The organism is Geminocystis sp. NIES-3708, from assembly GCF_001548095.1.
GTDB lineage: Bacteria > Cyanobacteriota > Cyanobacteriia > Cyanobacteriales > Cyanobacteriaceae > Geminocystis.
This window is the reverse complement of the sequence record NZ_AP014815.1, coordinates 44,551-69,289: the sequence shown is the minus strand read 5'-3', so window position 1 is coordinate 69,289 and position 24,739 is coordinate 44,551. Positions and strand designations below refer to the sequence as shown.

The following is a 24,739-nucleotide window of genomic DNA, read 5'->3' as shown; positions in this document are numbered from 1 at the left end:
CTAACTCATCCTCATGCCTAAACCAATTACTGTACCTAATCCTGCCCGTTGCATGACGGATAATTCATCTTTTAATGTTAGAGATAAAGCGGCTACAGGATCAACTTGCATGGCTGGAAGACTCAATTTTTTGGTAAAAAATTCATCAATTTGTGTTAAACCTGAACCAGGTCCAGCTAAAAGCAACTGTACTACTTCAACATCACCACTTTGGTTTAAATAGAAATTGATCGATCTGCGTAATTCATCGACTAATTCCCCTAAAACTCTTAAAAGTGAATCCATACCCGGATTAATCCATGTCTGACTACTGGTAGTGTTTGTGGTAGTTTGTTCAGGATTGTTAGGAATAGTAATTTCTTGTAATAATTCCGTATTCTTAGAATTTGGTAAATTCATAGATTGGGCTAAAGCCGTTTGCATCTGATAAGTACCAATGGGAATAGTACGAGAAAATTGAGGGACACCTTCAACGATAATAGCAATTTCCGTAGTATCAAATTCAATATCAACTAATACTACCGCTTCACTGGGAGAAAACTGCTTTAATTGTTCTTTGATTGTTCTCATTAAAGCGAAACTGTTAATTTCCAGTACATTAACTTTTAATCCTGCCTGTTGAAAAGTTTCTAAGTATAAATCAGTTACTTCTCTACGGGTGGCGACTAATAAAACCTGTACTTTTTCAATACCGTCATCATCTACAAAATAACCTAATTTTTGAAAATCGAGATCTACTTCTTCTCTAGGATAGGGAAGATAAAGACTAGCTTCGTGATTTAACACCATATCTCGTAATTCTTGATCATTTAACTCCGCAGGAATAGGAATAATCCGAATAATGGATTCTTTCATTGGCACTGCGGTAGCTACTTGTTTAGGTTTAATTTTTGCTTCTTTTAATAATTGATCAATTAATTCCGCTAATCCGGGAGAATCAACAATTTGTCCTTCCTCGAATATATCTTCAGGAACATCAATAGAATGATATTTTAAAAGTTTATATTGTTGCCCTTTTTTCGTCAATTGAGCTAAAGTAATTTTATCAGGATTTATTTCAATCCCAACGCCACTACTTTTTCCTCCTATCAAATTTTCTAAAAAACTTAGCATTGTTCTTAACTCCTTTTCCGTATATTTACGGATACAAGATAAAGATTTTGTAAACTAATCATATCCTACCCAATTTGACCGATGATGATTTCGGTTTTGAAAGGATAAAAACACTATAATCTAATATCATTTAGTTTAAATCATTGTTAAGAAGTTATGGAAAAATATTTAATACCATTTCGGTAATCATTAAAGGTTTCATGGGATTTCATAACTTTAATAGCAATAAAACTAACTTCTGGTCATAGGATTACTATATAATTAGCGGTGGCATAATCTATAGCATGAGAAAGAGGAAAAATATTGGTGGTAAATACGATTAATCAACAAGAAATAATCCAAGAGATAACATTAAATCAATGGTTGAAGCAGTTAAGCAATCAAATCATTAATGGTTATAAAATCAGTCGAGAAGAAGCTTTAAATTTAACGCAAATAGAAGGGGAAGAAAATATATTGTTATTATGCGAATACGCTGATAGTATTCGTCAGGCTCGTTGTGGAAATATTGTAGATTTATGTAGTATTGTTAACATCAAATCAGGTAATTGTTCAGAAAATTGTAGTTTTTGTTCCCAATCAGTACATCATCAAGGCAAAGACTCCCCTGTTTATGGTTTGAAATCCAGAGAAGAAATTTTAGAATATGCCAAAGCGGCAGATGCGGCTGGGGCAAAAAGATTTTGTTTAGTATCTCAAGGACGAGGGATAAAATATAATAGTCCTAAAAGTAATGAATTTGAAGAAGTTTTAGAGACAGTTAAGCAAATTATCGCCGAAACTAATGTTAAACCTTGTTGTGCTTTAGGTGAAGTTACTCTCGAACAAGCTCAAGCCTTAAAAGAAGCTGGTGTTACCCGTTATAATCATAACTTGGAATCTTCTAGTAATTTTTATGATAAAATCGTGACGACTCATACGTGGAATGATAGAGTAAATACTGTTAAAAACCTAAAAAAAGCTGGTATTCAAGCCTGTACAGGTGGTATCATGGGCATGGGAGAAACATGGGCTGATAGAATCGATTTAGCACTATCTCTAAGAGAATTAGAAGTGGAGTCTGTGCCGATTAATTTACTTAATCCTAGAGAAGGCACTCCTCTGGGTGAAGAAAGAAAATTAACCCCTTTAGAAGCAGTAAAAGTCATCGCTATTTTCCGTTTCGTTTTACCAACACAAATATTACGTTATGCAGGAGGCAGAGAAGCAGTATTAGGAGAGTGGCAACGTCAAGGTTTAAAATCCGGCATAAATGCTATGTTAATTGGGAATTATCTTACTACTTTAGGGCAATCTCCTGAAGATGATCACGCTATGTTAGCTGAATTAGGCTTAGAAGGTGGAGAAACACCTATTAATAATTAATTTTTTCTTAAAACTAATCCAGACTGTGAAAAACAAAAGCTTACTACCACAGAAAATATCACCTATCAATGAATTTTTTTGGGCATTAATTGGCTTAATGCTCACCATTTTTGGCACTTTCGTTGAAGTTTTTATGGTTTTACCAATCACAGCTAATGATTTAGAAAATTTAAAGCCTTCTTCTCTTGGTATCACCTATCAATTAGCTGGGGTATTTTTTACAGGATTAGTAGGGGGAAAAAATGCTGCCGCCTACGCACAAATTGCTTATGTTATTTTAGGTTTATTTAAGTTGCCTATTTTCTATCAAGGAGGTAGTGTTGAGTATTTTCAGTATCCTAGCTTTGGTTATATTTTAGGCTTTATCCCCGGTGCATGGTTATGCGGATTTTTAGTGTTGCCGGGGAAACGGCGCTTAGAATTATTTGCCATGAGTGCTTTTTTAGGTTTATTAGTAATTCATATTTGCGGTATTATTTATCTTCTTCTTTATACTTTTATCACGCCTTTCTTTGGTAATGTTTTAAGTGATACTTATTTATGGGATGCTATTAATTGGTATTCTATTACTCCTTTTCCAGCACAGTTAGCACTAATTTGTGCCGTGTCGGTAGTGGCTTTTATTCTTAGAATTATACTCTTTTATTAACTAATGAAAAATAGCTATCAACCGTTAGTAATTACCTGTCAACAAATCAGTATTCTATCTTAGCTGAAATGCTTAAAAAAACTTAAAAACTTTACATTTATAATCATCTGCTTAACATTTAATTAATAATCTATTTGTTATGAACTGTTATATAAAATTTATTAAATTATAAAATTTATTTTTGACGATATTTTAAAAATGATAAAAACTTATGGGAAAAATTATTACTTTTGGATAGTAGCAATAATTGCTCTAATTTTAGATCAAATTACTAAATATTTAGTCGTTATCAATTTTAAAAATATTGGTGATACTTTTCCTTTATGGCAAGGCATTTTTCACTTAACCTATGTGCAAAATACTGGTGCGGCATTTAGTTTCTTTCAAGGCGGTGCAAGTTGGTTAAGATGGTTATCTTTATTGGTAAGCATTGGATTAATAATTTTTGCGTGGCGAGAAAAGTTATCAAAAGTCGAACAATTAGCCTATGGTTTTATTTTAGCTGGTGCTTTAGGTAATGGAATTGATAGATTTTTGTTCGGTTATGTCGTTGACTTTCTCGACTTTCGTTTAATCAATTTTCCTGTTTTTAATATTGCTGATATGTGTATTAATATAGGAATAATTTTTTTAATTTATGCCACTATAAAAGCAAGTAATTAGTCTTATTATTTTTATTACAATATCAATCATCAATTGTTAATTCTTATTATGGATTTATCTCTCGTTATTCCTATTTATAATGAAGCCGAAAATATACCTCTTTTAATTGATGCTATTACTAATAGTTTAAAAAACACTGAATTAAATTATGAAATTATTTGTGTTGATGATGGCTCTCAAGATAAATCTACTGATGTATTAAAAGAAATTGTACAAAAAAATCTCTATGTTAAAGCAGTAATTTTACGGCGAAATTATGGGCAAACTCCAGCAATGGCAGCGGGTTTTGAAAATGCGATGGGAAAAGTTATTATTACTCTTGACGGAGATTTACAAAATGATCCTGCCGATATACCCTTATTATTGAACAAGTTAGAAGAAGGTTATGATTTAGTTAGTGGTTGGCGAAAAAATCGTCAAGATGATACTTTAACTCGTCTTTTACCATCCAAAATTGCCAATATCATTATCGGTAAAATCACAGGAGTAAAATTAAATGATTATGGATGCTCACTTAAAGCATATCGCTCGGAATTAATTGCGGATCTTAATTTATATGGTGAATTACATCGTTTTTTACCAGCTTTAGCTTATATTGAAGGAGCAAAAATTACGGAGATTCCTGTTAATCATCATCCAAGGCGTTTTGGTAAAAGTAAATACGGTTTAGGACGAACTTTTCGAGTAATAATGGACTTATTAACAGTATTTTTTATGAAAAAGTTTCTGACTCGCCCCATGCACGTTTTTGGCTTTTTTGGCTTAATCTCTCTTATTTTGGGAGTTTTTATCGGAGTTTATCTTACTTTTATAAAACTTGGTTTAAATAGAAGTATCGGTGATCGACCTTTACTGATATTATGTGTTTTATTAATTTTAACAGGAGTGCAATTATTTTCCTTTGGCTTACTAGCGGAATTGTTAATGCGCACTTATCATGAATCTCAAAAACGCCCTATTTATCGAATAAGAGATATTTTTAAATAAAATTACCTCAATAATTCTGTTGAAGAATAAATTTATTGTAACCCATCAAAACAAAAGTACAATCACTTCCATCCTTCAAACAAGATTGTATTTTTCAAAATTAATAAGATTAAACAAATTGTGAGTTGCAGAATAAAAAAACAAAAAGTCAACAAAAAAATATATTTTAAAAAATAGAAAATAGGGAACTATTTCTGATATTTTGTGTTGCGATGAAATTATGTTTACTACAATTTATTTAGGATTCCTATATAGATAGCAAATTATTAACTCTTAATCATTAATTTACCATTATTACCTATAGCAATTATACTGCGATTTCTCTCAAATAAAATAGCACCAATTTTAACGAAATGATCAGAATGTTTTTTAATATATTCTTGAGCATTATTTTCTATTCTATTTACTATAAATTCATAAATTTCATTAGTAAAGTTACTATTATTTTTTTGATCAAAATTCCTTAAAATTTCTAGAGCAGATTCAGTTGTTTCTGCAATAAATATTTCTTTAATAATATTAAAAGGTAAATTTAAATTAGCAGAAATTGCTGTTAAGATTTCTAATCTTGCATCGGCTAAATAATGATGAGTATGAAAAATATTTCCTGCTAATTTAATTAATTTACCATGGTATCCAAGTAATATAATAGAATTTACTTTAGCTAAAGAAGCTGTAACCAACATTGAGCCTAACCAATTAGCAGTTTTAATTAATTGTTGAGAATTAAAACCTAATTTAGTTGCTAAATCCAATCCATTTTCACCAATACAAAATACTAAATCATCAAAAATTTTTGCTTTATTAAATAATTCTTGTTGATATAATTCTAATTGTTCTTTACTGGTTAATGGTTGAGAAATTCCCGTTGTACCTAATAATGATAAACCTTCTATGACCCCAAAAGCAGAGTTAGAAGTTCTTTGAGCAAGTTTTTTCCCTTCAGGTAAAATAATTTTAATTTCAACATTTGCGGTGATTTTTAAATTGTCTAATAAATTTTTTTCTAATAGTTTTTGAGCATAAGAATAAATAGCTGATTTTCCATCTAAATTAACAATTTTTCCGACTCCCTCACCTCCTTCAATAATTAAATTAGTTTTATTATTTGGTGTTAAAGTTACCATCGCCCAAATAGGAGTATCACGGGTTAAATCTAAATTATCACCCGGATCTGACCTAGTTATAGCTAAGGCTTGATTTTCACTTATTTTTGCTACTTGTTCAATCTTAATAGTCGCAATTTCTGCTGGTTTAATCAAGTTAATTTCCACTTGATTATTTTGATAAGTTTTTTGTAAGTATTGTAAAGCAGCGATGGCTGAAGCAGTAGCAAATACCGGTAATGTATAACCTGAATTGAGCATAAATTTACTTAAATAATATTAGAATTTTATATTTTTATGATAAAATTATTAAGACCAAATAACCAAAAAAAATGTTAGCCAAAAGAATTTTACCCTGTTTAGATGTTAATGCAGGAAGAGTCGTGAAAGGGATCAATTTTGTGGATTTAAAAGATGCTGGTGATCCTGTTGAATTGGCAAAAGTTTATAATGATGCAGGTGCTGATGAATTAGTATTTTTAGATATTACTGCTACCCATGAAGCTAGAGACACTATTATTGACGTAGTTTATCGCACAGCTGAACAAGTTTTTATACCCTTAACCGTAGGTGGTGGGATTCAAACCTTAGATCATGTTAAGAATTTGTTAAGAGCAGGAGCTGATAAAATTAGTATTAACTCTACGGCGGTGAAAAATCCTGATTTTATCAATCAATCTAGTGATCGTTTTGGTTCTCAGTGTATAGTAGTAGCTATTGATGCCAGAAGAAGAAATAATCCAAATAATCAAGGTTGGGATGTCTATGTTAGAGGGGGTAGAGAAAATACAGGTTTAGATGCTTTAAAATGGGCGGAGGAAGTTGCCAAAAGAGGTGCAGGAGAATTATTGATCACCAGTATGGATGCCGATGGAACTCAAGCAGGATATGATTTAGAATTAACTCGCACCATCGCTGAAACTGTAGAAATTCCCGTTATTGCTTCTGGCGGTGCAGGAAATACTCATCATATTTATCAGGCGTTAACAGAAGGAAAAGCTCAAGCGGCACTATTAGCCTCATTATTACATTTTGGACAATTAACAGTTGCCCAAATCAAAGATTACCTACATCAACATAAGGTAAACGTGAGACAATAGTTTTACCATCAACACAAATCATTAAGAAAATTTCAAGAAAAATACTTAATCAAAATTAATATTTCTCAAAGATATGTATTAAAATAGATTAAACTTTAAATTGTTAAGAAATGTTAATTCCGATTCTCATATTCGATGTGGCACTTGTAGCTTGGTCATTGCACTTAATGCAACAAGCCTTCGATCATCGTGAATTTTCCTTAATGTTAGCCGGAGGATTAGTCGCCCTGTGTGCCGCAGCGATGATGGTAGTATATTTTCTCGTCAATAATTGTTTATCTTATCTTGCACATAATAATTATGTGTAATCATGTTATTTAGTATTTATGATTAATTTTTTTTATAGGCTTTTGCAGAAGCTCTAATCCAGATAAAGGCAGCTATAGAAAATGGTATCATAGCCGCAAGAATGCCAGTAATAAAAGCATGATTTTGAGCAAAAGGTGAGACGACAAAAATAAAAATAATACCCAGACAATAAAGTAAACCTAAAAATGGTAAACCAATAACTAAAAAAGCGAAACGAGTATCTTTATCCACAAAAATAATTACGAATTAGGAATTAATAAAAAAATTGTTAATTATTAATTGTTATTAATTACCTTAAACCTGAAGGTAAAGATAGTGGAAGATTAGTTTTAAAATTGTTATTAATCTTACCGTTATCTTTATTATTATTAGATTCTAATAAAATATTTCTAATTAGTCTAGCAGTAGCTTTTTGAGCTAATCCCCCAGCTATTTTTTGTCCCAATTTTTGAGTTTCACGATTTTGTAAAATATTGGTAATAATAGGGATTAATTTGAAAGGATCATAACCATCTGTTTGTTGTAAAATTTGAAGAATATTGCTTAAATGTTCCATAGATGCTTGATTAGTTGATACTTTACCATTACTATTATTCACAGAATGTTTTAAGGGTTGTAAACCGATAGTTTCTTTAATGGAAGTAGAAATATTTAACCATGTTTTTTGACCAAAACTATCTAAAGAATTAATGATTTCATCAGCTAATCTATCCCTAATAAAAGTACCTCTTTCAGAAAAAAGAAAATCAACTCCTTGATTCACTACTTTATCAAAATCATAATCAGGAGAGTCTTTCGCATTTTTTAACAAATTTTCGAGACGATTCCAACGAAAACTTCCATCTTTAAATAATAAATCTTTTAAGGAATTTCGCAATTCTTGAGATTGATCTGTTAATAATCTTTTGGCAACATAAGGATAGGCTTTGCTTAACACTTTAAAATTAGGATCAATATTAATAGCAATACCTTCTAGCGTTACCATCGATCGAATAATTAAAGCATAATAAGCTGGTACTCGAAAAGGAAATTCATACATCATCGCTGACATTTCATCGGTTATTTTTTTGAAATTCAATTCAGCTACACTAGCGCCAAGGGCATTATTAAAAACGTTCCCTAATGCGGGTATAATAGGCGTTAAATCTGTTTCAGGAGTTAAAAAGTCTAATTTGACATAATCTTGAGCCAACCCGTCAAAATCACGATTTACTAAATGAACTACTGCTTCAATCAACCCATAGCGTTGATAAGGAAGAATCGTACTCATCATCCCAAAATCAAGATAAGCTAGTCTTCCATCCGCCATAGCTAATAAATTTCCCGGATGAGGATCAGCATGAAAGAAACCGTGTTCTAATAACTGTCTCAAGGAACATTGTACTCCTACTTCTACTAAGTGGGTGGCATCAATACCCTGTGCTTGAATTTCTTGAATATTGGTCAATTTTGTGCCATTAATCCACTCCATGGTTAAAACTCTTCTACCAGTGTATTCCCAATAAATTTTGGGGACATAAATCTCTGGTAAATGTCCATATAATTCGTCAAATTTGGTAGCATTTTTACCTTCTTGAAGATAGTTCATTTCCTCAAAAATACGCTCAGCTAGTTCATCAGTAATGGCAACTAAATCTGAACGCACCCGTTTGACATTTTGTTTTACCCATCCCGCAAGAGTACGCATAATATAAATATCAAGAGTTATACGTCTTACTAAATCTGGACGTTGAACTTTGATAGCTACTTCTTCACCGCTTTTCAATCTACCTCGATAAACCTGCCCTAAAGATGCTGCGGCGATGGGATTAGGAGAAATTTCTGCATAAACTTGATCAGGGGTTGCACCTAATTCTTCTGTGATAAATTGATAAGCAATTTCGTTAGGAAAAGGAGGTAATTGATCTTGTAATGTAGTTAGTTCTTGTAGATAAGCGGGAGATACTAAATCAGGGCGTGTTGATAAAGCCTGACCAATTTTAATATAAGCTGGACCTAATTTTGTGAGAACTTGTTTAAGTTTTACAGCCCTTTTTGACTCATTTTTAGCCGAATTACCCCACAGAGAATCCCACCAATTATCAAATATTAAGCTTATTAACGGAAAAGTAATATTTAACAATCGAGTAAATACTTGAAATGATCGTTTTTTATAATACTCAATGATAATATCAGGGTGATAGCGCCAACTATCAGGAGACATATCGTTAACAGGACCTAAATCTTCTTGATGTTTTCTAGGTATAACGACTGGTTGAGCATGAACATTGATAATATTTTCAGCATTTTCATTAATTTCTATAGGTGTAATGGTTTGAGTCATGAACTTATTTAATATTATCTATGGAAGTTATATAAAAGATAGAAAAATAACTATAGAGGATAATAAAAAATTATTATTTGTCCTCAATCATTGTTTTGTTAATTATTGTAACAATATCTTTAGATTTTTTAATAAAAATCCCTGAAAGTTATGAACTAGATAATATTTTAATTAGTAATTTTGATTGATTATATTTAAGTACTCAGACACAATAGATAGTCTATTTTTAAATTAATCAAAGTTTTTTCAATTTCTTATTGTCTTTCTTAACGGAAACATACAATTAATTTTGTTTACCTTCTTGTTTTTATTTTTAGTCAATGAATATTAACACCGATCACATTTTCCTTCTATAATTACCTCATACTTATCAACTTTTAAACCTGAGCGTAGTTTATCTAAACGAAGATTAGAAAAAGATTCCCAAGCAATATCCTCAATTTGTCCACAGCAGCGACAACGAAAATGATGATGAGGTAAAGTATTGGCATCGTAACGACACACTCCTTCTTGTAACAACACCTCACGAATTAAACCGACATCCCGAAGAGTCTGCAAAGAAAGATAAATAGTCGCTTGAGATAATGTTGGAGCATTTTGATTTAGATCTTTTAGAATTTGTTCCGCAGTGGGATGATCACTCCGATTAAGTAAATTAGAATAGACCGCAAAACGTTGAGGAGTTATTCTTAATCCTTTGGATTTGAGGGTTTGAATGATTTGATCAGCAGATGTTGGCATGGCAAAATTGACGATTATCTCACAGCAGTAGGGTTTGAATGAATCTATATCACCCATAATTATACGTTAACAAAAATGAATGATTATTGTTATTGACAAATTCTTAAATAAGAGTTATTCTGAGATAGAAGTAAGAAACTTCAAAATTTAGTTAAATGTAAAGTTTTATTAATTATTATCTAAGAGGGAAATATGGCTGTTATCGAAAAAGTACCTAGTGTTGTTTTTAAAACTCGTGTTCGTGATGAATCCATTCAACCTAACCCTTATCGTTGGGAAGATAAAACCACCGAAGAAATTTTTGGCGGTAAAAAAGTAGTTGTATTCTCATTACCCGGTGCATTTACCCCTACTTGTTCTTCTAATCATCTCCCTCGTTATGAAGAATTATATGAAGAATTTAAAGCTCTAGGTGTAGATGAAATCATCTGTGTATCTGTAAATGATGCTTTCGTTATGTTCAAATGGGGTAAAGAAATTGGTGCTAAAAACGTCTTTTTATTACCCGATGGCAACGGCGAATTTACTCGTAAAATGGGGATGTTAGTTGATAAAGCAAACTTAGGGTTTGGTCCTCGCTCTTGGCGCTATTCTATGTTAGTAAATGACTTAACTATCGAAAAAATCTTTGTTGAGCCCGGATTCTCTGATAACTGTGCTACTGATCCTTTTGAAGTATCTGATGCCGATACCATGTTAGCTTATTTGAAAGGTGTTGCTCCTGCTGGTGTTTCTGCACCCGTGAAAGAGTTTGTCGGTTAAACATATTAACCATTAAAAAATAAGATTTTTCGGGGTGATTTTATCTTCACCCTTTTTTTCTTAAAATAATAAATATCCTTAGAGAAATAGACTCACCTCTAGGAGGAAAAATCCATGAAATTATTTAGTAAAAATTTTGAAACCCGCCTTGATACCGTTTATGATGCCATTGTTGTTGGCGGTGGTATGGGAGGTTTATCGGCGGCTATTTACCTCGCTCGTTATGGTTTAAAGTGTCTGGTAATCGAAAAAGGAAAAGGTCGATCACTATGGATGCAAGATCTTCGTAATTATTTAGGCATTGATCCTGATGCACCGGGTAGAGACATACTAAATCATGGTACAAAACAAGCCATAGAATGGGGTGCAGATTATTTACGAGGTTATGTGGAAGATGTTACTGATGAGGGTGAGACTTTTGCTGTGAAGGTAAAAATCGGTAAAAAAGATAGCGTTTATCCCGTTTTTCGTGGTAAATATTTAATTGCCGCTTCTGGGGTAATTGATGTCTTGCCTGAATTAGAAAATATGCAAAATGTTTATGATTATGCTGGTTATAATCTTCATGTTTGTATGATTTGCGATGGTTTTGATATGTGGGATCAAAAAGCGGTTTTAATTGTTGCAAAAGAGTCTCAAATTAATGCTGCCTTCGTTTTAAACTGGTTTACCCCTTATATCTCCGTTTTAACCCATGGTTTATGTACTGTGAGTGATGAAATGAAGCAGAAATTGGCAGAACATGGTTATCCTTTATATGAAAGTCCTATTGCTAGTTTTATCGGCGAAGATCATAAAATGCAAGGGGTAAAATTAACAGACGGTACTTTTGTTGAAGCTACCACTGGTTTAATTAATATGGGTTCAATCTATCATAATCATTATTTAAAAAACATTGAAGGCTTACAGTGGGATGGTGAAAACCTTGTTACTAATGAGATGGCACAAACTAGCCACGATCGCATTTTTGCTTTAGGTGACTTGAAAAAAGGTTTAAATCAAGTTTCTGTTGCCGTAGCTGATGGTACTTTAGCCGCAACTCAAATTTGGCGTAACATTCGTCGTGCCAGTCAACCTCGTAAGTGGGAGGAAAACATAAATAATTAATAACTAATAATTAACAATTATTTTAGTTCTTTTATCGTTACCAAATCATTAGGAGAAGTCTATTCAAAGTTTGGTTTGTTTTCTTTTAATTCTTTGATTTTCATTTTGAATTTTTGCAAATCTTTGATTACTTCTTGAGCGTTTTGATAGCGATCTCCAAAATGATAACGAGTCATTTTTTTTATGATACTAGCAGTGCCTCGACTGGCATATTCTTGACTATCCCACACCACTTCACCAGTTTGAGGATCTTTTGGTAATCTAGCTGGTATAGTACCCGTTAAACAGTGAATAGCTAACATTCCTGTAGCGTAAATATCACTAGCCATGACGGGATGCCCTGCCAATTGCTCAGGTGCGGCATACCCTTCATTACCGATAATAACAGTTTTATTTTTATGATTAATATTACGGGAAATTTGTTTAACCGCCCCAAAATCAATTAAAATAACGGCGTTATCTGATTGACGACGAATAATATTATCAGGTTTAATGTCTCGGTGAATGAGGTTATATTCTTCAATAAAACTTAGAATCGACATGATTTTTTCAATTAATGTTAACACCTCTTTTTCACTATATTTTTTCTTCTTCCTTAATTCTTGCAGTAAGGTTTTACCCTCCACATATTCTTGAATCAGGAAAAATTCATCATTTTCTTCGATATAAGCCAAAAGTTGCGGAATATATGGATGTTTTCCAACTTGATTTAGGATTTTCGCCTCAGTTTTAAATAATCGTTGTACAATTGCTAAATATTTCGGCTCTTGAGAAGAAGGTGTTAAACGTTTAATCACACAGTAAGGCTTCCCCGGAAGTTGTAAATCTCTTGATAAATATGTACTTCCAAAACTCCCTTTTCCGAGGGCTTTAATAATTTCATAGCGACTAACAATAATGACCCCAGGTTCATAACTGATAATGGAAGGAGTACTAATTTGGGATTGTGTTTCTAACAACATTTGTAACATAGCAATGGATTTTTCTTGCTCTGCTACTTGTTTTTGCACTATTATTTGTTCTTGTTTTGCTTGATAAGCGTTATAACTAACCATAGCAGTAACACCCAAGAAAAAAGCGAATAAAGGCGGTACAATGGGAATCCATCCCCCAGAAAAAAAGATAATTATTCCGCCACCTACAATAATAATTACTCCAATAATTTGCCCAGTAATCATAATTAGAGGGCGAGGAATAAATAATATAGAAATACCACCCATTAATGCCCAGAGATAAACCCAAGCAATTTCGCCTCCTTCTCCCCAACTCCAGATTAAAGGTTGCCCATCTAAAGCCACTGACAACATTTGACTAGTCATGTGAGCGTGTACTGTTATACCCGGCATTAAAGCTAAATCATCATTTTGACTACTAAAAGGAGTATAAAAAACATCTTTGAGACTTGGTGCAGATACTCCTAATAAAACAATTTTATTTTTAATTAATTCGGGGCTAACTTTCTTTTGTAAAACATCTTGTAAAGTAACGGTGGGAGTGGGATTATTACCCCGACGATAATCGAGAATAATTTGATAACCACTAGCATCAATATTTTGATATGCACCCATATTTTTTTCTATGGGTTTAAGAATTGCTTCCCCTAATTTTAACCAACCTTCTTCTGTTATTTCGGGCTCAATTCCTTCTGCTAAAAGATAATTTAAGGTTAACTGCAATGCTAAAGAGTAAGGGGTAGGGCATCTACTTTTTGTAGGTTCAACATAAAACAAATTACGTCTTACAATACCATCTCGATCAACTACTATATCCGCAAAACCTACTAATTCTATCGGTAAACTAAGGGGAGGTGCTACTGCAGGTTGAGTTTTTGATTCTAATTTACATACTACCGATAAGCGATCGCTTTGAGCAAAAAGAGAAGATAATTTTTCACTACCCGGACTTACTGGTAAATCACGATATAAATCAATACCAATAGCATGGGGATTCGATTTTAAAAGAATTTCTAAAGCTATAGCTAAAGTTTCATCACTAATGGGCCATTTTCCCTCATTTTGAATATCCTCTTCTGTGATTAACACCGTTAGCAAACGAGAATCAGGAGGAGTTTTTGAGGATAATTGTACTAACCAATCATAAAATTTTAAGCTAAAAGGTTCAAAACTTCCCCACTGTTTAAGAGCGACAGTCAAACTTCCTGCGAGAAAGGAAACCATCAATAGAGAAAAAGCACTTTTACGCCATGAATTTTTATTTAACCATTGTCTCAAATCTTGAAGCATTTCTCATCCTCAAACAACTTTAATATTTTTTTTAATTAAGGATGATAACGTTAGAATAAATATCATTTTTGGCAATATACTCTAATCCTACTGATTTTAATAATTCCACCCATTCAGTTTCAACCTCTGCATTTTGAGGATTTTCTAGGCGTAAAGTTGCTAATTCATTTAAAGTGTCGTACCATAAACCAGCTTCGGCTAATTGATTTAAATTCTCCCATTTATCTTTAGTGACAAGATTTTGAGGTGGCGAAACTTTTTCTACCCAGCCAGATGTTTTCAGTTTAAGAGACGCAGAAGGATTTTCAGGAGATAGCAGTTTTAATTCCCATCGATAAGGTTGTTGTGCTTCAATTTTAAGATTAGCTGGTAGTTTTATTCTGAATATTCCTTCTTGTTGGGGAAGAGTAAATTCAGTTTGATATAACTGTTTTTTATTTTCATCCGTAATAGTTAAACTAGCCTTAGTAGAGTCATTTTTAGCAATATAAACAAAAATTGTCGGCGAATCCGTTGCCGTTAAAGCTAATTTTTCTGAAGGAATAATTGGCACAATCTTCGGACTCGTACTTCTTGTTGCACCACCCTGTCTTGCACCAGGTATGCCCCTATCTGGTAAACGAAAACGTAAACGAGGTGTTGTGGTGTTTTGGGCGATGGTAAAAGATTTTACTGAACTTTTATGAAAACTTAAACTATTAGCATTTACAGGAGAAGTAATAGGGAATAAGAAAGAAATTGAGGTTAAACAGATAATTGAAGGAGAGATAATTGACCTTAACATTGTTTTTTATCAGCTTTTTTTTTATTTTACAGCAGTTTTTTGATAGGACACACAATTATTTGGCGGTTATGTAAAAAGACTAAATTTAAAACACTTATCCTCAAATCTGAGCTGAAATCTTTACATACAGAATATGTTTTTTCCTTCTGGTTTCTGCTTTGTGCTATATTTTAATTTTCAATAGCCACAACTTGATTTCTACCATGATTTTTTGCTCTATATAAAGCTTTGTCAGCACGAGAAATTGTTTGATTTACATTTTCATCTTTCTCAGTGTAGATAGAAACACCAACACTTATAGTAATATTTATCTGGTGAGATTCTGCGATAATAGTTTGATTTTCGATAGTCTCTTTAATTCGATTCCCGACAATAATTGACTGCTTTAACTCTGTTTCCGAAAGAAAAATAATAAATTCTTCTCCTCCCCATCTAGCACATAAATCTTCTTTTCTTAAACATTCTACACATTGTTGAGCCACGGATTTTATAACATAATCTCCTGTAGGATGACCATAATTATCATTAATTTTTTTAAAATAATCAATATCTAAAATAAGCAAAGAAAATGATCTTTTTTGTCTTTTCGCTAAGTTAAATTCTCTCTCTGCTAAAGCAATAAAATTACGACGATTAGAAATTCCTGTTAACTCATCAGTTTTTGCCAATTTTTCTAATTCTACTAATGCTTTTCTTAATTCATCTCTAGTAAATTTTAGCTCTAAATGATTTTTTACTCTAGCTAATAATTCTTGATTATGGAAAGGTTTAGTAATATAATCTACCGCACCTAAATCAAAAGCTTTAAGTAAATCTTGTTTTTCATCACTAGCGGTTATAAAAATAATAGGGATTTCTTGAAAATGAGGATTCAATTTAATTTGTTCACAAAGCTCTAAACCGTTTATATTAGGCATCATTAAATCTAATAATATTAAATCAGGTTTAAATTCAGTTAAACAAAGCATTACTTGTTCACTGCTACTTAATATCTTTGTTTTATATCCCTCTTTTTTTAATAATTTATCTAATAGAATACGATTAATAGAATTATCATCTACTGCCAAAATTAAAAAGTTTTTTGGATTATAATTAGCCATAAAAATTACATTATTTTTAGAATTTAAAAAAAGAAAACTTATAAAGATAAAATCCTAATTATTAATTTTGGATAGTTAAATGATCCCACTAAAATTATATAATGCTGTTTACTTTTCTCGATGAATTAATTTTCCCTTTTCCACTTCAATAATTTGGGCTTCTTTTAACAATCTACTATCAAAATAATTTAAGTGTGTAGTGGTAATTAAAGTCTGAAAACGATTACCCAATGAGTCTAATAATTGTTGTTGCCGTGTTAAATCTAACTCTGCCATTACGTCATCTAATAATAACAAAGGAGGTTCACCAATTACCTGTTCAATTAACTGCAATTCTCCTAACTTCAACGATAAAACTAATGTTCGTTGTTGTCCTTGAGAAGCATAATTTTTAGCGGTTGTCTGATTTATTATAAAATCAATTTCATCTCGATGAGGTCCTATTAATGTAACACCCATATTTATTTCATTATTGCGTTTTTGTTCAATTTGTGATTTTATTTTCGTATTTATTTCTTCAACTTCATCTTTTTGATATTCTACATTGGGAAGATAAATAATTTCTAATTTCTCAGTCTTACTGCTAATTTGATCGTGCCAAAATCGTGCAAAAGGTTCTAACTTAGTTAATACTCGCTTTCTTCTTCTCATTACTCGACAAGCATTTTCTACTAATTTATCATCCCATAAACTTAATTCTAATTGTGCTGATTTTGATAAATTTACATAATTAGTTATTCCTTGTTTTTTAAAACTTTTTAATAAAGCATTTCTTTGCTTTAAAACCTGATTATATTGTTTAATAATATAAGCATAAATAGGTTCTAACTGTATTAAAATATTATCAACCCAGTTTCTTCTATATTCAGGAGTTCCTCTTACTAAATCTATATCTAAACTAGAAAATAAAACTATATTAATAACTCCTAAAAAATCTAAATTTCGAGAGAGTTTTTCATGATTGACAGTCAATTCTCTTTTTCCTTTAAATGGTAGAATCATCGCTAAATTATAATCAGCAAAATTTCTACTAACATCAGCTTTAACTTGACCATAAAGTCTATCTTTATAGACAAAATCTTGCTCCCTACTCGTACGATGACTTTTAAGAGTTGATAATAATTCAATAGCTTCTAATAAATTAGATTTTCCTTGGGCATTATTTCCTAATATAATTACTTTATTACTATCAAAATTAACTGTTTCTTGAATATAATTACGAAAATAACTTAGATAAATATTATTTAAAAACATGAACAAATAATTGATAATTGACAATTGATAATCTAATTTTAAAGTTCACAGCTAACTATTATTCATATCCCATTGATGTTATCATCAGCTTCAAAATATGATATAAAGCTCTTAACAACGCTAATTTTCTTAATGTTTCAATGAACAAAAAAAATAAATTATTATCAATAGCTTTGTGTCTAGTAACTATTATAACAGTTTCCCTTAGCTATATTCCTTCAGCCAATGCTTACAGTAAAGATGATATTTCTCAATTAATTGAAAAGAATAAATGTATTAAATGTGATTTATCTAATTACCATTTTCCCAAAAATAAATTTAATTTGGAAAAAGCAAATCTTTCTAAATCTAATCTTCAAAAAACTAATTTTAGAAATCTAAATCTAAGTAAAACTAATTTTAATAACGCTGACTTAAGTTTTAGTAATTTAGAAAATACTATATCTATTAAAGGAGAATTTAAACAGGCAAATTTAACCCATACGAAATTAAAAAATAGTAAATTTAATCGCTCTGATTTTTATGAAGCTAACCTAGTTCATGCTAACTTTAGTCATAGTATTTTGGAAAGAGTTAATTTTGAAAAAGCAAATTTATCCGAAAGTATTCTAATTCAAGCTAGTTTAGCTGGAGCAAATTTTACGAACGCAAATCTTTCTAATGCTGATTTGGATTTAGCAAATTTTAGTAGTAAAAGTAAAAATCATCTTACTAATTTTGATCATGCTAACTTGACTCAAGCACAATTAATTAATGCTAAATTACAGAGAGTTAATTTTAGAAATGCTAATCTTTATAAAGTTGACTTTGATGGTAGTGATTTAAAAGAATCGAACCTTGAAAAGGCGAATCTAGCTGAATCAAACTTAAGTAATGTAGATTTAAGTAATGCGGATTTACGAAAAGCAAATTTAATTAATTCTTCTTTAGTATATGCAAATTTAAGCAATGCAGATCTTAGAAATGCCAATCTTGAAAAAGCAAATTTAACAGGGGCAAACTTAACCAACACTAATTTAAAAGGAGCAATTATGCCCAATGGTTCTATTCATCAATAATACTCATTAATAATTAATAGTAGTTATGATTTAGAAGATAGGGGTTAATCATATTAACCCTTCATTATTTTTAAAAATACAAAATTAATAATCTAACGAATAAAATTACTTACTAACCATAAAAAACAAAAAGTAAATAAAGTTGCAAATTGCTCAGATTCTAAAGTAATATTTAAACCTATTCCCATAGATATATTAAATAAAATATTAGCTACACAAATCCCTACAATAAAACCGATAAAAGTAATAGCAATCGATCTCCAAAATATTTTTTGTTTACGATATAAAACATAAAAACTTGTACCAACACCAATAGTTAATAAAAGTGGCAATATTTCATTAGTATCACTAAAAATACTCACAGTAATTAACAGAAGAAAAATAATCCCACTAAGGAAAATTTCCCTTCGAGAAGGTTGATATAATAAATCATTGAACCATAAAGAAACTTTTTTAGAAGTAGGATTATCTAGTATTAACGACGGTTTTTTTATCTCTACTGTCTTTTCAGGAAACCTGATTTGTTCAGGAACTTTGATTTTTCCTTCTTGTCGAAGCCTCAATCTTTGCATAATGATAGCATCATAAGCAATTTCAATACTCTCTAAAATAGGAGGATCATTTTGATATTTGTCTTTAAGATTTTGCTTTGCAGTTTGTATTTCTTCAAAAGAAGAATTTTCAGTTACCCCTAATTGTTCATAAGGATTTAACTCAGTCATTTTTGCCTTATTCCTCCGATTCTCAATAATTCTTAATAGCCTTAACTTCAATAGATTTGATTAGTTTGCACCAACTAACAAATATTATATTAAACTCAAAGGATTAATTTTCAAGATTAGTTTTTTTGCATTAGAGGCTATGCTTTAATATATAAGAGATTTTTAACTTGATATGTAGATTTAGCTGATAGTTATAATTCATATCAATGGAAGAAAAACTCTTACAAAATTTAAAATTTACTTCGGGTAAAAATTATTAAATTTAATTTAATAATTTATTACCTATTTTCCTTAATTTAACTTCTAAAAGAAGTCTAGTGTATATCTTCAACAGTAACTAACAATATGGAAGCCGTTTTAGCTAAAATTTTAATCGTTGATGATGATATTCATATTGCGAATTTAATCACTCGTTTTCTTAAACAAAAAAATTATCAAGTCAAATATGCTTCTGATGGAAAAACTGCCAGAGAAATCTTCAACATTTTTCGACCAGATTTAGTTATTCTCGACATAAATTTACCTGACACCCTCGGTTATAACCTCTGCGAAGAAATGCAGAATAATAATGACGTATTTATTCTTATGCTTACCAGTCGTACTGACGTAGAAGATAAGAAGAAAGGCTTTTTAATCGGTGCTGATGATTATTTAACAAAACCCTTTGACTTAGAAGAATTGGAATTTAGAGTACAAGCCATTTTACGGCGCAGAAGATTAATTAAATCCGCCGATATTAACATTATTGAATTAGATAATTTAATCATTAACCCAGAAACTAGGGAAATAAAATACAATAATCACCTTATCACTTTCACAAGTTTAGAATTTGATTTACTTTACTTTCTTGCCAGTAATCCGGGTAAAGTCTGGAGAAGAGAAGAACTTGTTGCTAACGTATGGCAAAATAATCCTATGGGAGATAATCGAGTAGTGGACGTTCATATAGGGCAAATTCGCCGTAAAATAGAAATAGATCCCAATAATCCCCAATATATAATTACTATCAGAGGGGTTGGCTATAAATTTGAAGATGGAAAATAGATAATTTTTTCAACTTACTAAAACAGATATGATATAATCATAGATTGCAGTATTTAAAATTTTACAGAAAAAATGAGCTTAACCTTAGAAAAAAAACAAGAGATTATCGGTGAATATCAAGTACATGAAACTGATACAGGATCATCTGCTTTACAAGTAGCATTGCTTACTGCTAGAATTACTCAATTAACCGAACACCTCAAAGTCAATAAAAAAGATCATTCTTCTCGTCGTGGACTTTTAAAAATAATTGGTCAACGTAAGAGCTTATTAACTTACATTAAAAAGAAAAATGTTCAAAAATATCAAGATTTAATCAAAAAATTAGGTATTCGTGGTTAAAATCCATAGTTAAAAAATATCATGCCATCTTCATCAAATCGAGATTCCTTACCTTTTGAACCCAAAAAAAATAAAAAAGTCACTCAAAAAACTACTAATAATTCATTAGAAAAAGCAACAAATTCTTCTAGTAAAGATTCTCAAAGGAAAAAACAAAATTCTTCTTTGCAGGAAATTCCTGAAGTAATCAGCACTAGAATGCTCAAGAGAATGGCTGTTTTTAGTGGAATTCCTACTGGATTAGGTGTTTTTTCGTTTTTTGCTTTTTATGTTGTCGTTACTCAAAAATGGTTAAAAGTGCCAAATACAGCCGTTTTGCTCATAACTATGGGTTTATTTGGGTTAGGTGTGTTAGGTTTAAGTTATGGCGTTCTTTCCACATCATGGGATGAAGAAAGAGAAGGTACTTGGTGGGGTTGGTCAGATTTTACCATCAATTTTCGCAGATTAACCTCTGCATGGAGAAACGCACGACAAGAATCTATTAATAATAAATAATTAGCTTATTTTGTGTGAATTCTCTCCTTGAAATTATAAAAGATATACCAAATTCAAAAAGATTCTTACATAAATTATCAGTGTTTAGGTGCAAAATTATCACCTAAATGAAATTGGTATCAAAAAATTAACAACAACTACCAAATACCCGCCTTTGCATATCAATCAACCAAGGTAAATTAAGTATGATCGTAGTAATGAAAGTGGGAACTCCCGAAGCCGAAATTAATCGTGTAGGTGATGAGTTAACCACATGGGGTTTAGTACCAGAAAAAATTGTCGGGCAAAGTAAAGTCGTTATCGGTTTAGTAGGAGAAACTGCGTCTCTTAATGCTGAACAAATTCAAGAAATTAGTCCTTGGATTGAAACCGTTTTAAGAGTTGAAAAACCTTTTAAGCGAGTTAGCTTAGATTATCGTCACGGACAACCCAGTGATGTTGTTGTACCTACTCCTAACGGTGACGTTATTTTTGGCTTAAATAATCCTATCGTCATCGTAGCAGGACCTTGCTCAGTGGAAAACGAGGAAATGATCGTTGAAACCGCCATCAGAGTTAAAGCCGCCGGTGCAAAATTTTTAAGAGGTGGTGCTTATAAGCCTCGTACTTCCCCCTATGATTTTCAAGGTCATGGAGAAAGTGCTTTAGAACTATTAGCCGCCGCTAGAGATGCTTCTGGTTTAGGTATTGTCACAGAAGTTATGGATACTGCCGATTTAGATAGGATTGCGGAAGTGGCAGATATTATTCAAGTTGGTGCAAGAAATATGCAAAACTTCTCTCTCCTGAAAAAAGTAGGTGCTCAATCAAAACCTGTTTTACTTAAAAGAGGGATGTCCGCAACTATTTCTGAATGGTTAATGGCGGCAGAATATATTCTTGCAGCAGGGAATACTAATGTCATTCTTTGCGAAAGAGGAATTCGTACCTTTGATCGGGAATTTGCCCGTAATGTTCTTGATTTATCAGTTATTCCTGTATTGCGTTCTTTGACTCATTTACCAATTATGATTGATCCTAGTCATGGTACTGGTAAAGCTGAATATGTACCTAGTATGGCTATGGCGGCTATTGCTGGTGGTACTGACTCTTTAATGATAGAAGTACACCCCAATCCTGCTAAAGCGTTATCTGATGGTCCACAATCTTTAACTCCTGATGCTTTCGATCGTTTAATCCCAGAATTAGCAGTAATCGGTAAAGCAGTTCAACGTTGGGAAATCCCTGTACCTGTATTAGCTTAATCTAAATTAAGGAGTTAGGAGTTAAAACATAATTCCTAACTCATTATCTTTGCTTCTTTAATCCAAGTTTGCACAAGAGAAAGAGACGGACATAAATCTTTTCTTCGTAAAGTAGCAACTTGTAGTCTTAAGACTTGTCTATGTAATTGGGAAGCCGTAATCTGACTTAGTTGAGCAGTAGAAAGAATACCCGAATGTAAAATTAAGCCACAATATTCGCTTCCTACGCTTTCTAAACGAGATAAATCCGCCAAAACAATCCACTTAAGAATATTCTTATGATTCACCCCGATTTTTAAGGCTAATTCTTGTTGTTTTTGACTATTGACTGTGAATTTTAATAATTCTAAATTAGTATTTATACCTAAAGACTTAAGACTCTTAACATCCATAGGACTTATACCGTGCAAATTTTCTATGTCAATTATTTTCAATTCTTAATTTTCCATTATCAATTAAAAAACATCTTGCCATAAGTTCTAAGAAAAGATAGAATTTTTAACATAAAATTAAGATCATAGGGACACTCTATCAAAAAACAATTTTGAGAAGCAAAACCCTGAAAGGTTATAGTAAACTAGATCTATTCCGAATTTAGTAAAAATCACATTAATAGGAGGAGCGTAGTCAATGGGACTACCTTGGTATAGAGTACACACAGTGGTAATTAACGATCCAGGTCGTTTAATTGCTGTACACTTAATGCACACTGCATTAGTGGCAGGTTGGGCAGGATCAATGGCTTTATATGAATTAGCTGTTTTTGATCCTAGTGATGCTGTTTTAAATCCCATGTGGAGACAAGGGATGTTTGTTCTCCCCTTCATGGCACGTTTAGGGGTAACTGGATCTTGGGGTGGTTGGAGTATCACCGGTGAAACAGGAGTTGATCCTGGTTTTTGGTCCTTTGAAGGTGTTGCGATCGCTCACATCGTACTCTCTGGATTACTCTTTTTAGCGGCTGTATGGCACTGGGTATTCTGGGATTTGGAACTATTTACCGATTCTCGCACTGGTGAACCTGCTCTGGATTTACCTAAAATGTTCGGTATTCATTTATTCTTATCAGGCTTACTCTGTTTCGGTTTTGGTGCATTCCACCTGACTGGATTATGGGGACCTGGAATGTGGGTATCAGATCCTTATGGTTTAACTGGACACGTTCAACCCGTAGCTCCTGAATGGGGTCCTGCTGGTTTTAACCCTTTTAACCCTGGGGGTGTAGTAGCTCACCATATCGCAGCTGGTATTGTTGGTATTATTGCAGGTTTATTTCACCTCAGTGTTCGTCCTCCCGAAAGACTTTATAAAGCTCTTCGTATGGGTAACATCGAAACTGTTCTCTCTAGCAGTATCGCTGCTGTGTTCTTTGCGGCTTTTGTTGTCGCTGGAACAATGTGGTATGGTAACGCAACTACTCCTGTGGAATTATTTGGTCCTACCCGTTATCAATGGGATCAGGGATATTATCAACAAGAAATTCAGCGCCGAGTACAAACCAGTATTGCTAATGGTGCGACTCCAGTAGAAGCATGGGAAGCCATTCCTGAAAAATTAGCTTTTTATGATTATGTCGGTAATAGCCCTGCTAAAGGTGGTTTATTCCGTACTGGTGCAATGAATAAAGGTGACGGAATTGCTCAAGGTTGGTTAGGACATCCTGAGTTCAAAGATAAAGAAGGTCGTGTATTAAACTTACGTCGTCTTCCTAACTTCTTTGAAACTTTCCCGATCGTTTTAACTGATGCTGATGGTGTTGTCCGTGCTGATATTCCTTTCCGTCGTGCGGAATCTGCTTTAAGTATTGAGCAAACTGGTGTAACTGTCACTTTCCTCGGTGGAGATTTAGATGGTAAAACTTTTACTGATCCTCTTGATGTTAAACGTTATGCACGTAAAGCACAATTGGGTGAACCTTTTGCCTTTGATACTGAAACCTTAAATTCTGATGGTGTATTCCGTACCAGTACCCGTGGATGGTTCGCCTTTGGTCATGCTTGTTTTGCATTATTATTTTTCTTTGGTCATATTTGGCATGGTGCGCGTACTCTGTTCCGTGATGTATTCGCAGGTATTGATCCAGATTTAGACCCAGATCAAGTAGAGTGGGGCTTATTTGCTAAAGTAGGAGATAAATCCACTCGTCGTGCAGAATCTGCATAATTTTTCATCAAGAAAGGATGGAGAGAATAAAATAAATATTCTTTCTATCCTTACTTAAGCCT

The 24,739-nt window shown here is 32.3% G+C and carries 25 protein-coding genes; 14 read left to right on the top strand and 11 right to left on the bottom strand.

Translation table 11 applies throughout. The annotated features are described in order from the left end of the window. Complete coding sequence (gene pilM, locus GM3708_RS00325; RefSeq protein ID WP_066342875.1) at window positions 1-1,113, bottom strand: type IV pilus assembly protein PilM; 1,113 nt, start codon at window positions 1,111-1,113, stop codon at window positions 1-3. 318 nt (window positions 1,114-1,431) lie between these two features. Here pilM and bioB point away from each other — a divergent pair, with 318 nt between their 5' ends. The 4 genes from bioB to GM3708_RS00305 all read left to right on the top strand — a co-directional run bounded on the left by bioB (window position 1,432) and on the right by GM3708_RS00305 (window position 4,777). Next, window positions 1,432-2,478 carry a biotin synthase BioB gene (gene bioB, locus GM3708_RS00320; RefSeq protein ID WP_396229674.1) on the top strand — a complete coding sequence of 349 codons (1,047 nt, stop codon included), beginning with the start codon at window positions 1,432-1,434 and terminating at the stop codon, window positions 2,476-2,478. Window positions 2,479-2,503: 25 nt separating this feature from the next. Next, a complete protein-coding gene (locus tag GM3708_RS00315; protein ID WP_071827546.1) occupies window positions 2,504-3,127 on the top strand; it encodes a biotin transporter BioY in 624 nt (207 codons plus the stop codon). A gap of 198 nt (window positions 3,128-3,325) precedes the next feature. Continuing rightward, window positions 3,326-3,790, top strand: a complete 465-nt coding sequence (gene lspA / locus GM3708_RS00310) for a signal peptidase II (RefSeq protein WP_066342867.1) — start codon at window positions 3,326-3,328, stop codon at window positions 3,788-3,790. Window positions 3,791-3,838: 48 nt separating this feature from the next. Further along, window positions 3,839-4,777, top strand: a complete 939-nt coding sequence (locus GM3708_RS00305) for a glycosyltransferase family 2 protein (protein WP_066342865.1) — start codon at window positions 3,839-3,841, stop codon at window positions 4,775-4,777. A gap of 266 nt (window positions 4,778-5,043) precedes the next feature. On the opposite strand, the gene cbiD is transcribed toward GM3708_RS00305, so the two are convergent. Beyond that, a complete protein-coding gene (cbiD, locus tag GM3708_RS00300) occupies window positions 5,044-6,144 on the bottom strand; it encodes a cobalt-precorrin-5B (C(1))-methyltransferase CbiD (RefSeq protein WP_066342863.1) in 1,101 nt (366 codons plus the stop codon). A gap of 71 nt (window positions 6,145-6,215) precedes the next feature. Between cbiD and hisF the strand changes: the two genes are divergently transcribed. Beyond that, window positions 6,216-6,983 (top strand): imidazole glycerol phosphate synthase subunit HisF, encoded by a 768-nt coding sequence (gene hisF, locus GM3708_RS00295; RefSeq protein ID WP_066342861.1) that lies wholly within the window; start codon window positions 6,216-6,218, stop codon window positions 6,981-6,983. Window positions 6,984-7,093: 110 nt separating this feature from the next. After that, window positions 7,094-7,291, top strand: coding sequence for a hypothetical protein (locus GM3708_RS00290; RefSeq protein WP_066342859.1), 198 nt, complete (start codon window positions 7,094-7,096; stop codon window positions 7,289-7,291). A 22-nt stretch (window positions 7,292-7,313) separates the two neighbouring features. On the opposite strand, the gene GM3708_RS00285 is transcribed toward GM3708_RS00290, so the two are convergent. The 3 genes from GM3708_RS00285 to GM3708_RS00275 form a co-directional block, all read right to left on the bottom strand. Continuing rightward, window positions 7,314-7,523, bottom strand: coding sequence for a hypothetical protein (locus GM3708_RS00285; protein WP_066342857.1), 210 nt, complete (start codon window positions 7,521-7,523; stop codon window positions 7,314-7,316). A 58-nt stretch (window positions 7,524-7,581) separates the two neighbouring features. Then, on the bottom strand, window positions 7,582-9,615 hold the full coding sequence (locus tag GM3708_RS00280) for an AarF/ABC1/UbiB kinase family protein (RefSeq protein WP_066342856.1): 2,034 nt from the start codon (window positions 9,613-9,615) through the stop codon (window positions 7,582-7,584). A 327-nt stretch (window positions 9,616-9,942) separates the two neighbouring features. After that, window positions 9,943-10,356, bottom strand: a complete 414-nt coding sequence (locus GM3708_RS00275; protein WP_066342854.1) for a Fur family transcriptional regulator — start codon at window positions 10,354-10,356, stop codon at window positions 9,943-9,945. 192 nt (window positions 10,357-10,548) lie between these two features. Between GM3708_RS00275 and GM3708_RS00270 the strand changes: the two genes are divergently transcribed. Both GM3708_RS00270 and GM3708_RS00265 read left to right on the top strand, forming a co-directional pair. Next, window positions 10,549-11,118, top strand: coding sequence for a peroxiredoxin (locus GM3708_RS00270; RefSeq protein WP_066342851.1), 570 nt, complete (start codon window positions 10,549-10,551; stop codon window positions 11,116-11,118). A gap of 114 nt (window positions 11,119-11,232) precedes the next feature. Continuing rightward, entirely contained in the window at window positions 11,233-12,225 is a 993-nt protein-coding gene (locus GM3708_RS00265) for an NAD(P)/FAD-dependent oxidoreductase (protein ID WP_066342850.1), read from the top strand. 59 nt (window positions 12,226-12,284) lie between these two features. Here the strand turns inward: GM3708_RS00265 and GM3708_RS00260 are convergent, their stop codons facing one another. The 4 genes from GM3708_RS00260 to recF form a co-directional block, all read right to left on the bottom strand. After that, a complete protein-coding gene (locus tag GM3708_RS00260) occupies window positions 12,285-14,468 on the bottom strand; it encodes a CHASE2 domain-containing serine/threonine-protein kinase (RefSeq protein WP_066342849.1) in 2,184 nt (727 codons plus the stop codon). Between the two features lie 31 nt (window positions 14,469-14,499). Next, window positions 14,500-15,252: a DUF928 domain-containing protein gene (locus tag GM3708_RS00255; protein ID WP_066342848.1), complete on the bottom strand. Its 753-nt coding sequence runs from the start codon at window positions 15,250-15,252 to the stop codon at window positions 14,500-14,502. Between the two features lie 170 nt (window positions 15,253-15,422). After that, window positions 15,423-16,352 (bottom strand): diguanylate cyclase, encoded by a 930-nt coding sequence (locus GM3708_RS00250; protein ID WP_066342847.1) that lies wholly within the window; start codon window positions 16,350-16,352, stop codon window positions 15,423-15,425. 108 nt (window positions 16,353-16,460) lie between these two features. Beyond that, entirely contained in the window at window positions 16,461-17,606 is a 1,146-nt protein-coding gene (recF, locus tag GM3708_RS00245; RefSeq protein ID WP_066342845.1) for a DNA replication/repair protein RecF, read from the bottom strand. A gap of 140 nt (window positions 17,607-17,746) precedes the next feature. Here recF and GM3708_RS00240 point away from each other — a divergent pair, with 140 nt between their 5' ends. Beyond that, window positions 17,747-18,664 (top strand): pentapeptide repeat-containing protein, encoded by a 918-nt coding sequence (locus tag GM3708_RS00240; protein WP_066342843.1) that lies wholly within the window; start codon window positions 17,747-17,749, stop codon window positions 18,662-18,664. Window positions 18,665-18,756: 92 nt separating this feature from the next. On the opposite strand, the gene GM3708_RS00235 is transcribed toward GM3708_RS00240, so the two are convergent. Further along, window positions 18,757-19,386, bottom strand: coding sequence for a CPP1-like family protein (locus GM3708_RS00235; RefSeq protein WP_066342841.1), 630 nt, complete (start codon window positions 19,384-19,386; stop codon window positions 18,757-18,759). 345 nt (window positions 19,387-19,731) lie between these two features. Between GM3708_RS00235 and GM3708_RS00230 the strand changes: the two genes are divergently transcribed. The 4 genes from GM3708_RS00230 to aroF all read left to right on the top strand — a co-directional run bounded on the left by GM3708_RS00230 (window position 19,732) and on the right by aroF (window position 22,514). Next, the gene (locus tag GM3708_RS00230) at window positions 19,732-20,430 is read left to right on the top strand and encodes a response regulator transcription factor (RefSeq protein ID WP_066342839.1); all 699 of its coding nucleotides are present in this window, start codon (window positions 19,732-19,734) and stop codon (window positions 20,428-20,430) included. A gap of 72 nt (window positions 20,431-20,502) precedes the next feature. After that, a complete protein-coding gene (gene rpsO, locus GM3708_RS00225) occupies window positions 20,503-20,772 on the top strand; it encodes a 30S ribosomal protein S15 (RefSeq protein ID WP_066342836.1) in 270 nt (89 codons plus the stop codon). A gap of 21 nt (window positions 20,773-20,793) precedes the next feature. Then, window positions 20,794-21,270 carry a PAM68 family protein gene (locus GM3708_RS00220; protein WP_066342834.1) on the top strand — a complete coding sequence of 159 codons (477 nt, stop codon included), beginning with the start codon at window positions 20,794-20,796 and terminating at the stop codon, window positions 21,268-21,270. 185 nt (window positions 21,271-21,455) lie between these two features. Beyond that, window positions 21,456-22,514, top strand: coding sequence for a 3-deoxy-7-phosphoheptulonate synthase (aroF, locus tag GM3708_RS00215; RefSeq protein ID WP_066342832.1), 1,059 nt, complete (start codon window positions 21,456-21,458; stop codon window positions 22,512-22,514). A gap of 35 nt (window positions 22,515-22,549) precedes the next feature. On the opposite strand, the gene GM3708_RS00210 is transcribed toward aroF, so the two are convergent. Next, window positions 22,550-22,948: a DUF4332 domain-containing protein gene (locus tag GM3708_RS00210; RefSeq protein ID WP_066342830.1), complete on the bottom strand. Its 399-nt coding sequence runs from the start codon at window positions 22,946-22,948 to the stop codon at window positions 22,550-22,552. 196 nt (window positions 22,949-23,144) lie between these two features. Between GM3708_RS00210 and psbB the strand changes: the two genes are divergently transcribed. Then, complete coding sequence (psbB, locus tag GM3708_RS00205; protein WP_066342828.1) at window positions 23,145-24,677, top strand: photosystem II chlorophyll-binding protein CP47; 1,533 nt, start codon at window positions 23,145-23,147, stop codon at window positions 24,675-24,677. The last annotated feature ends 62 nt before the right edge of the window (window positions 24,678-24,739 follow it).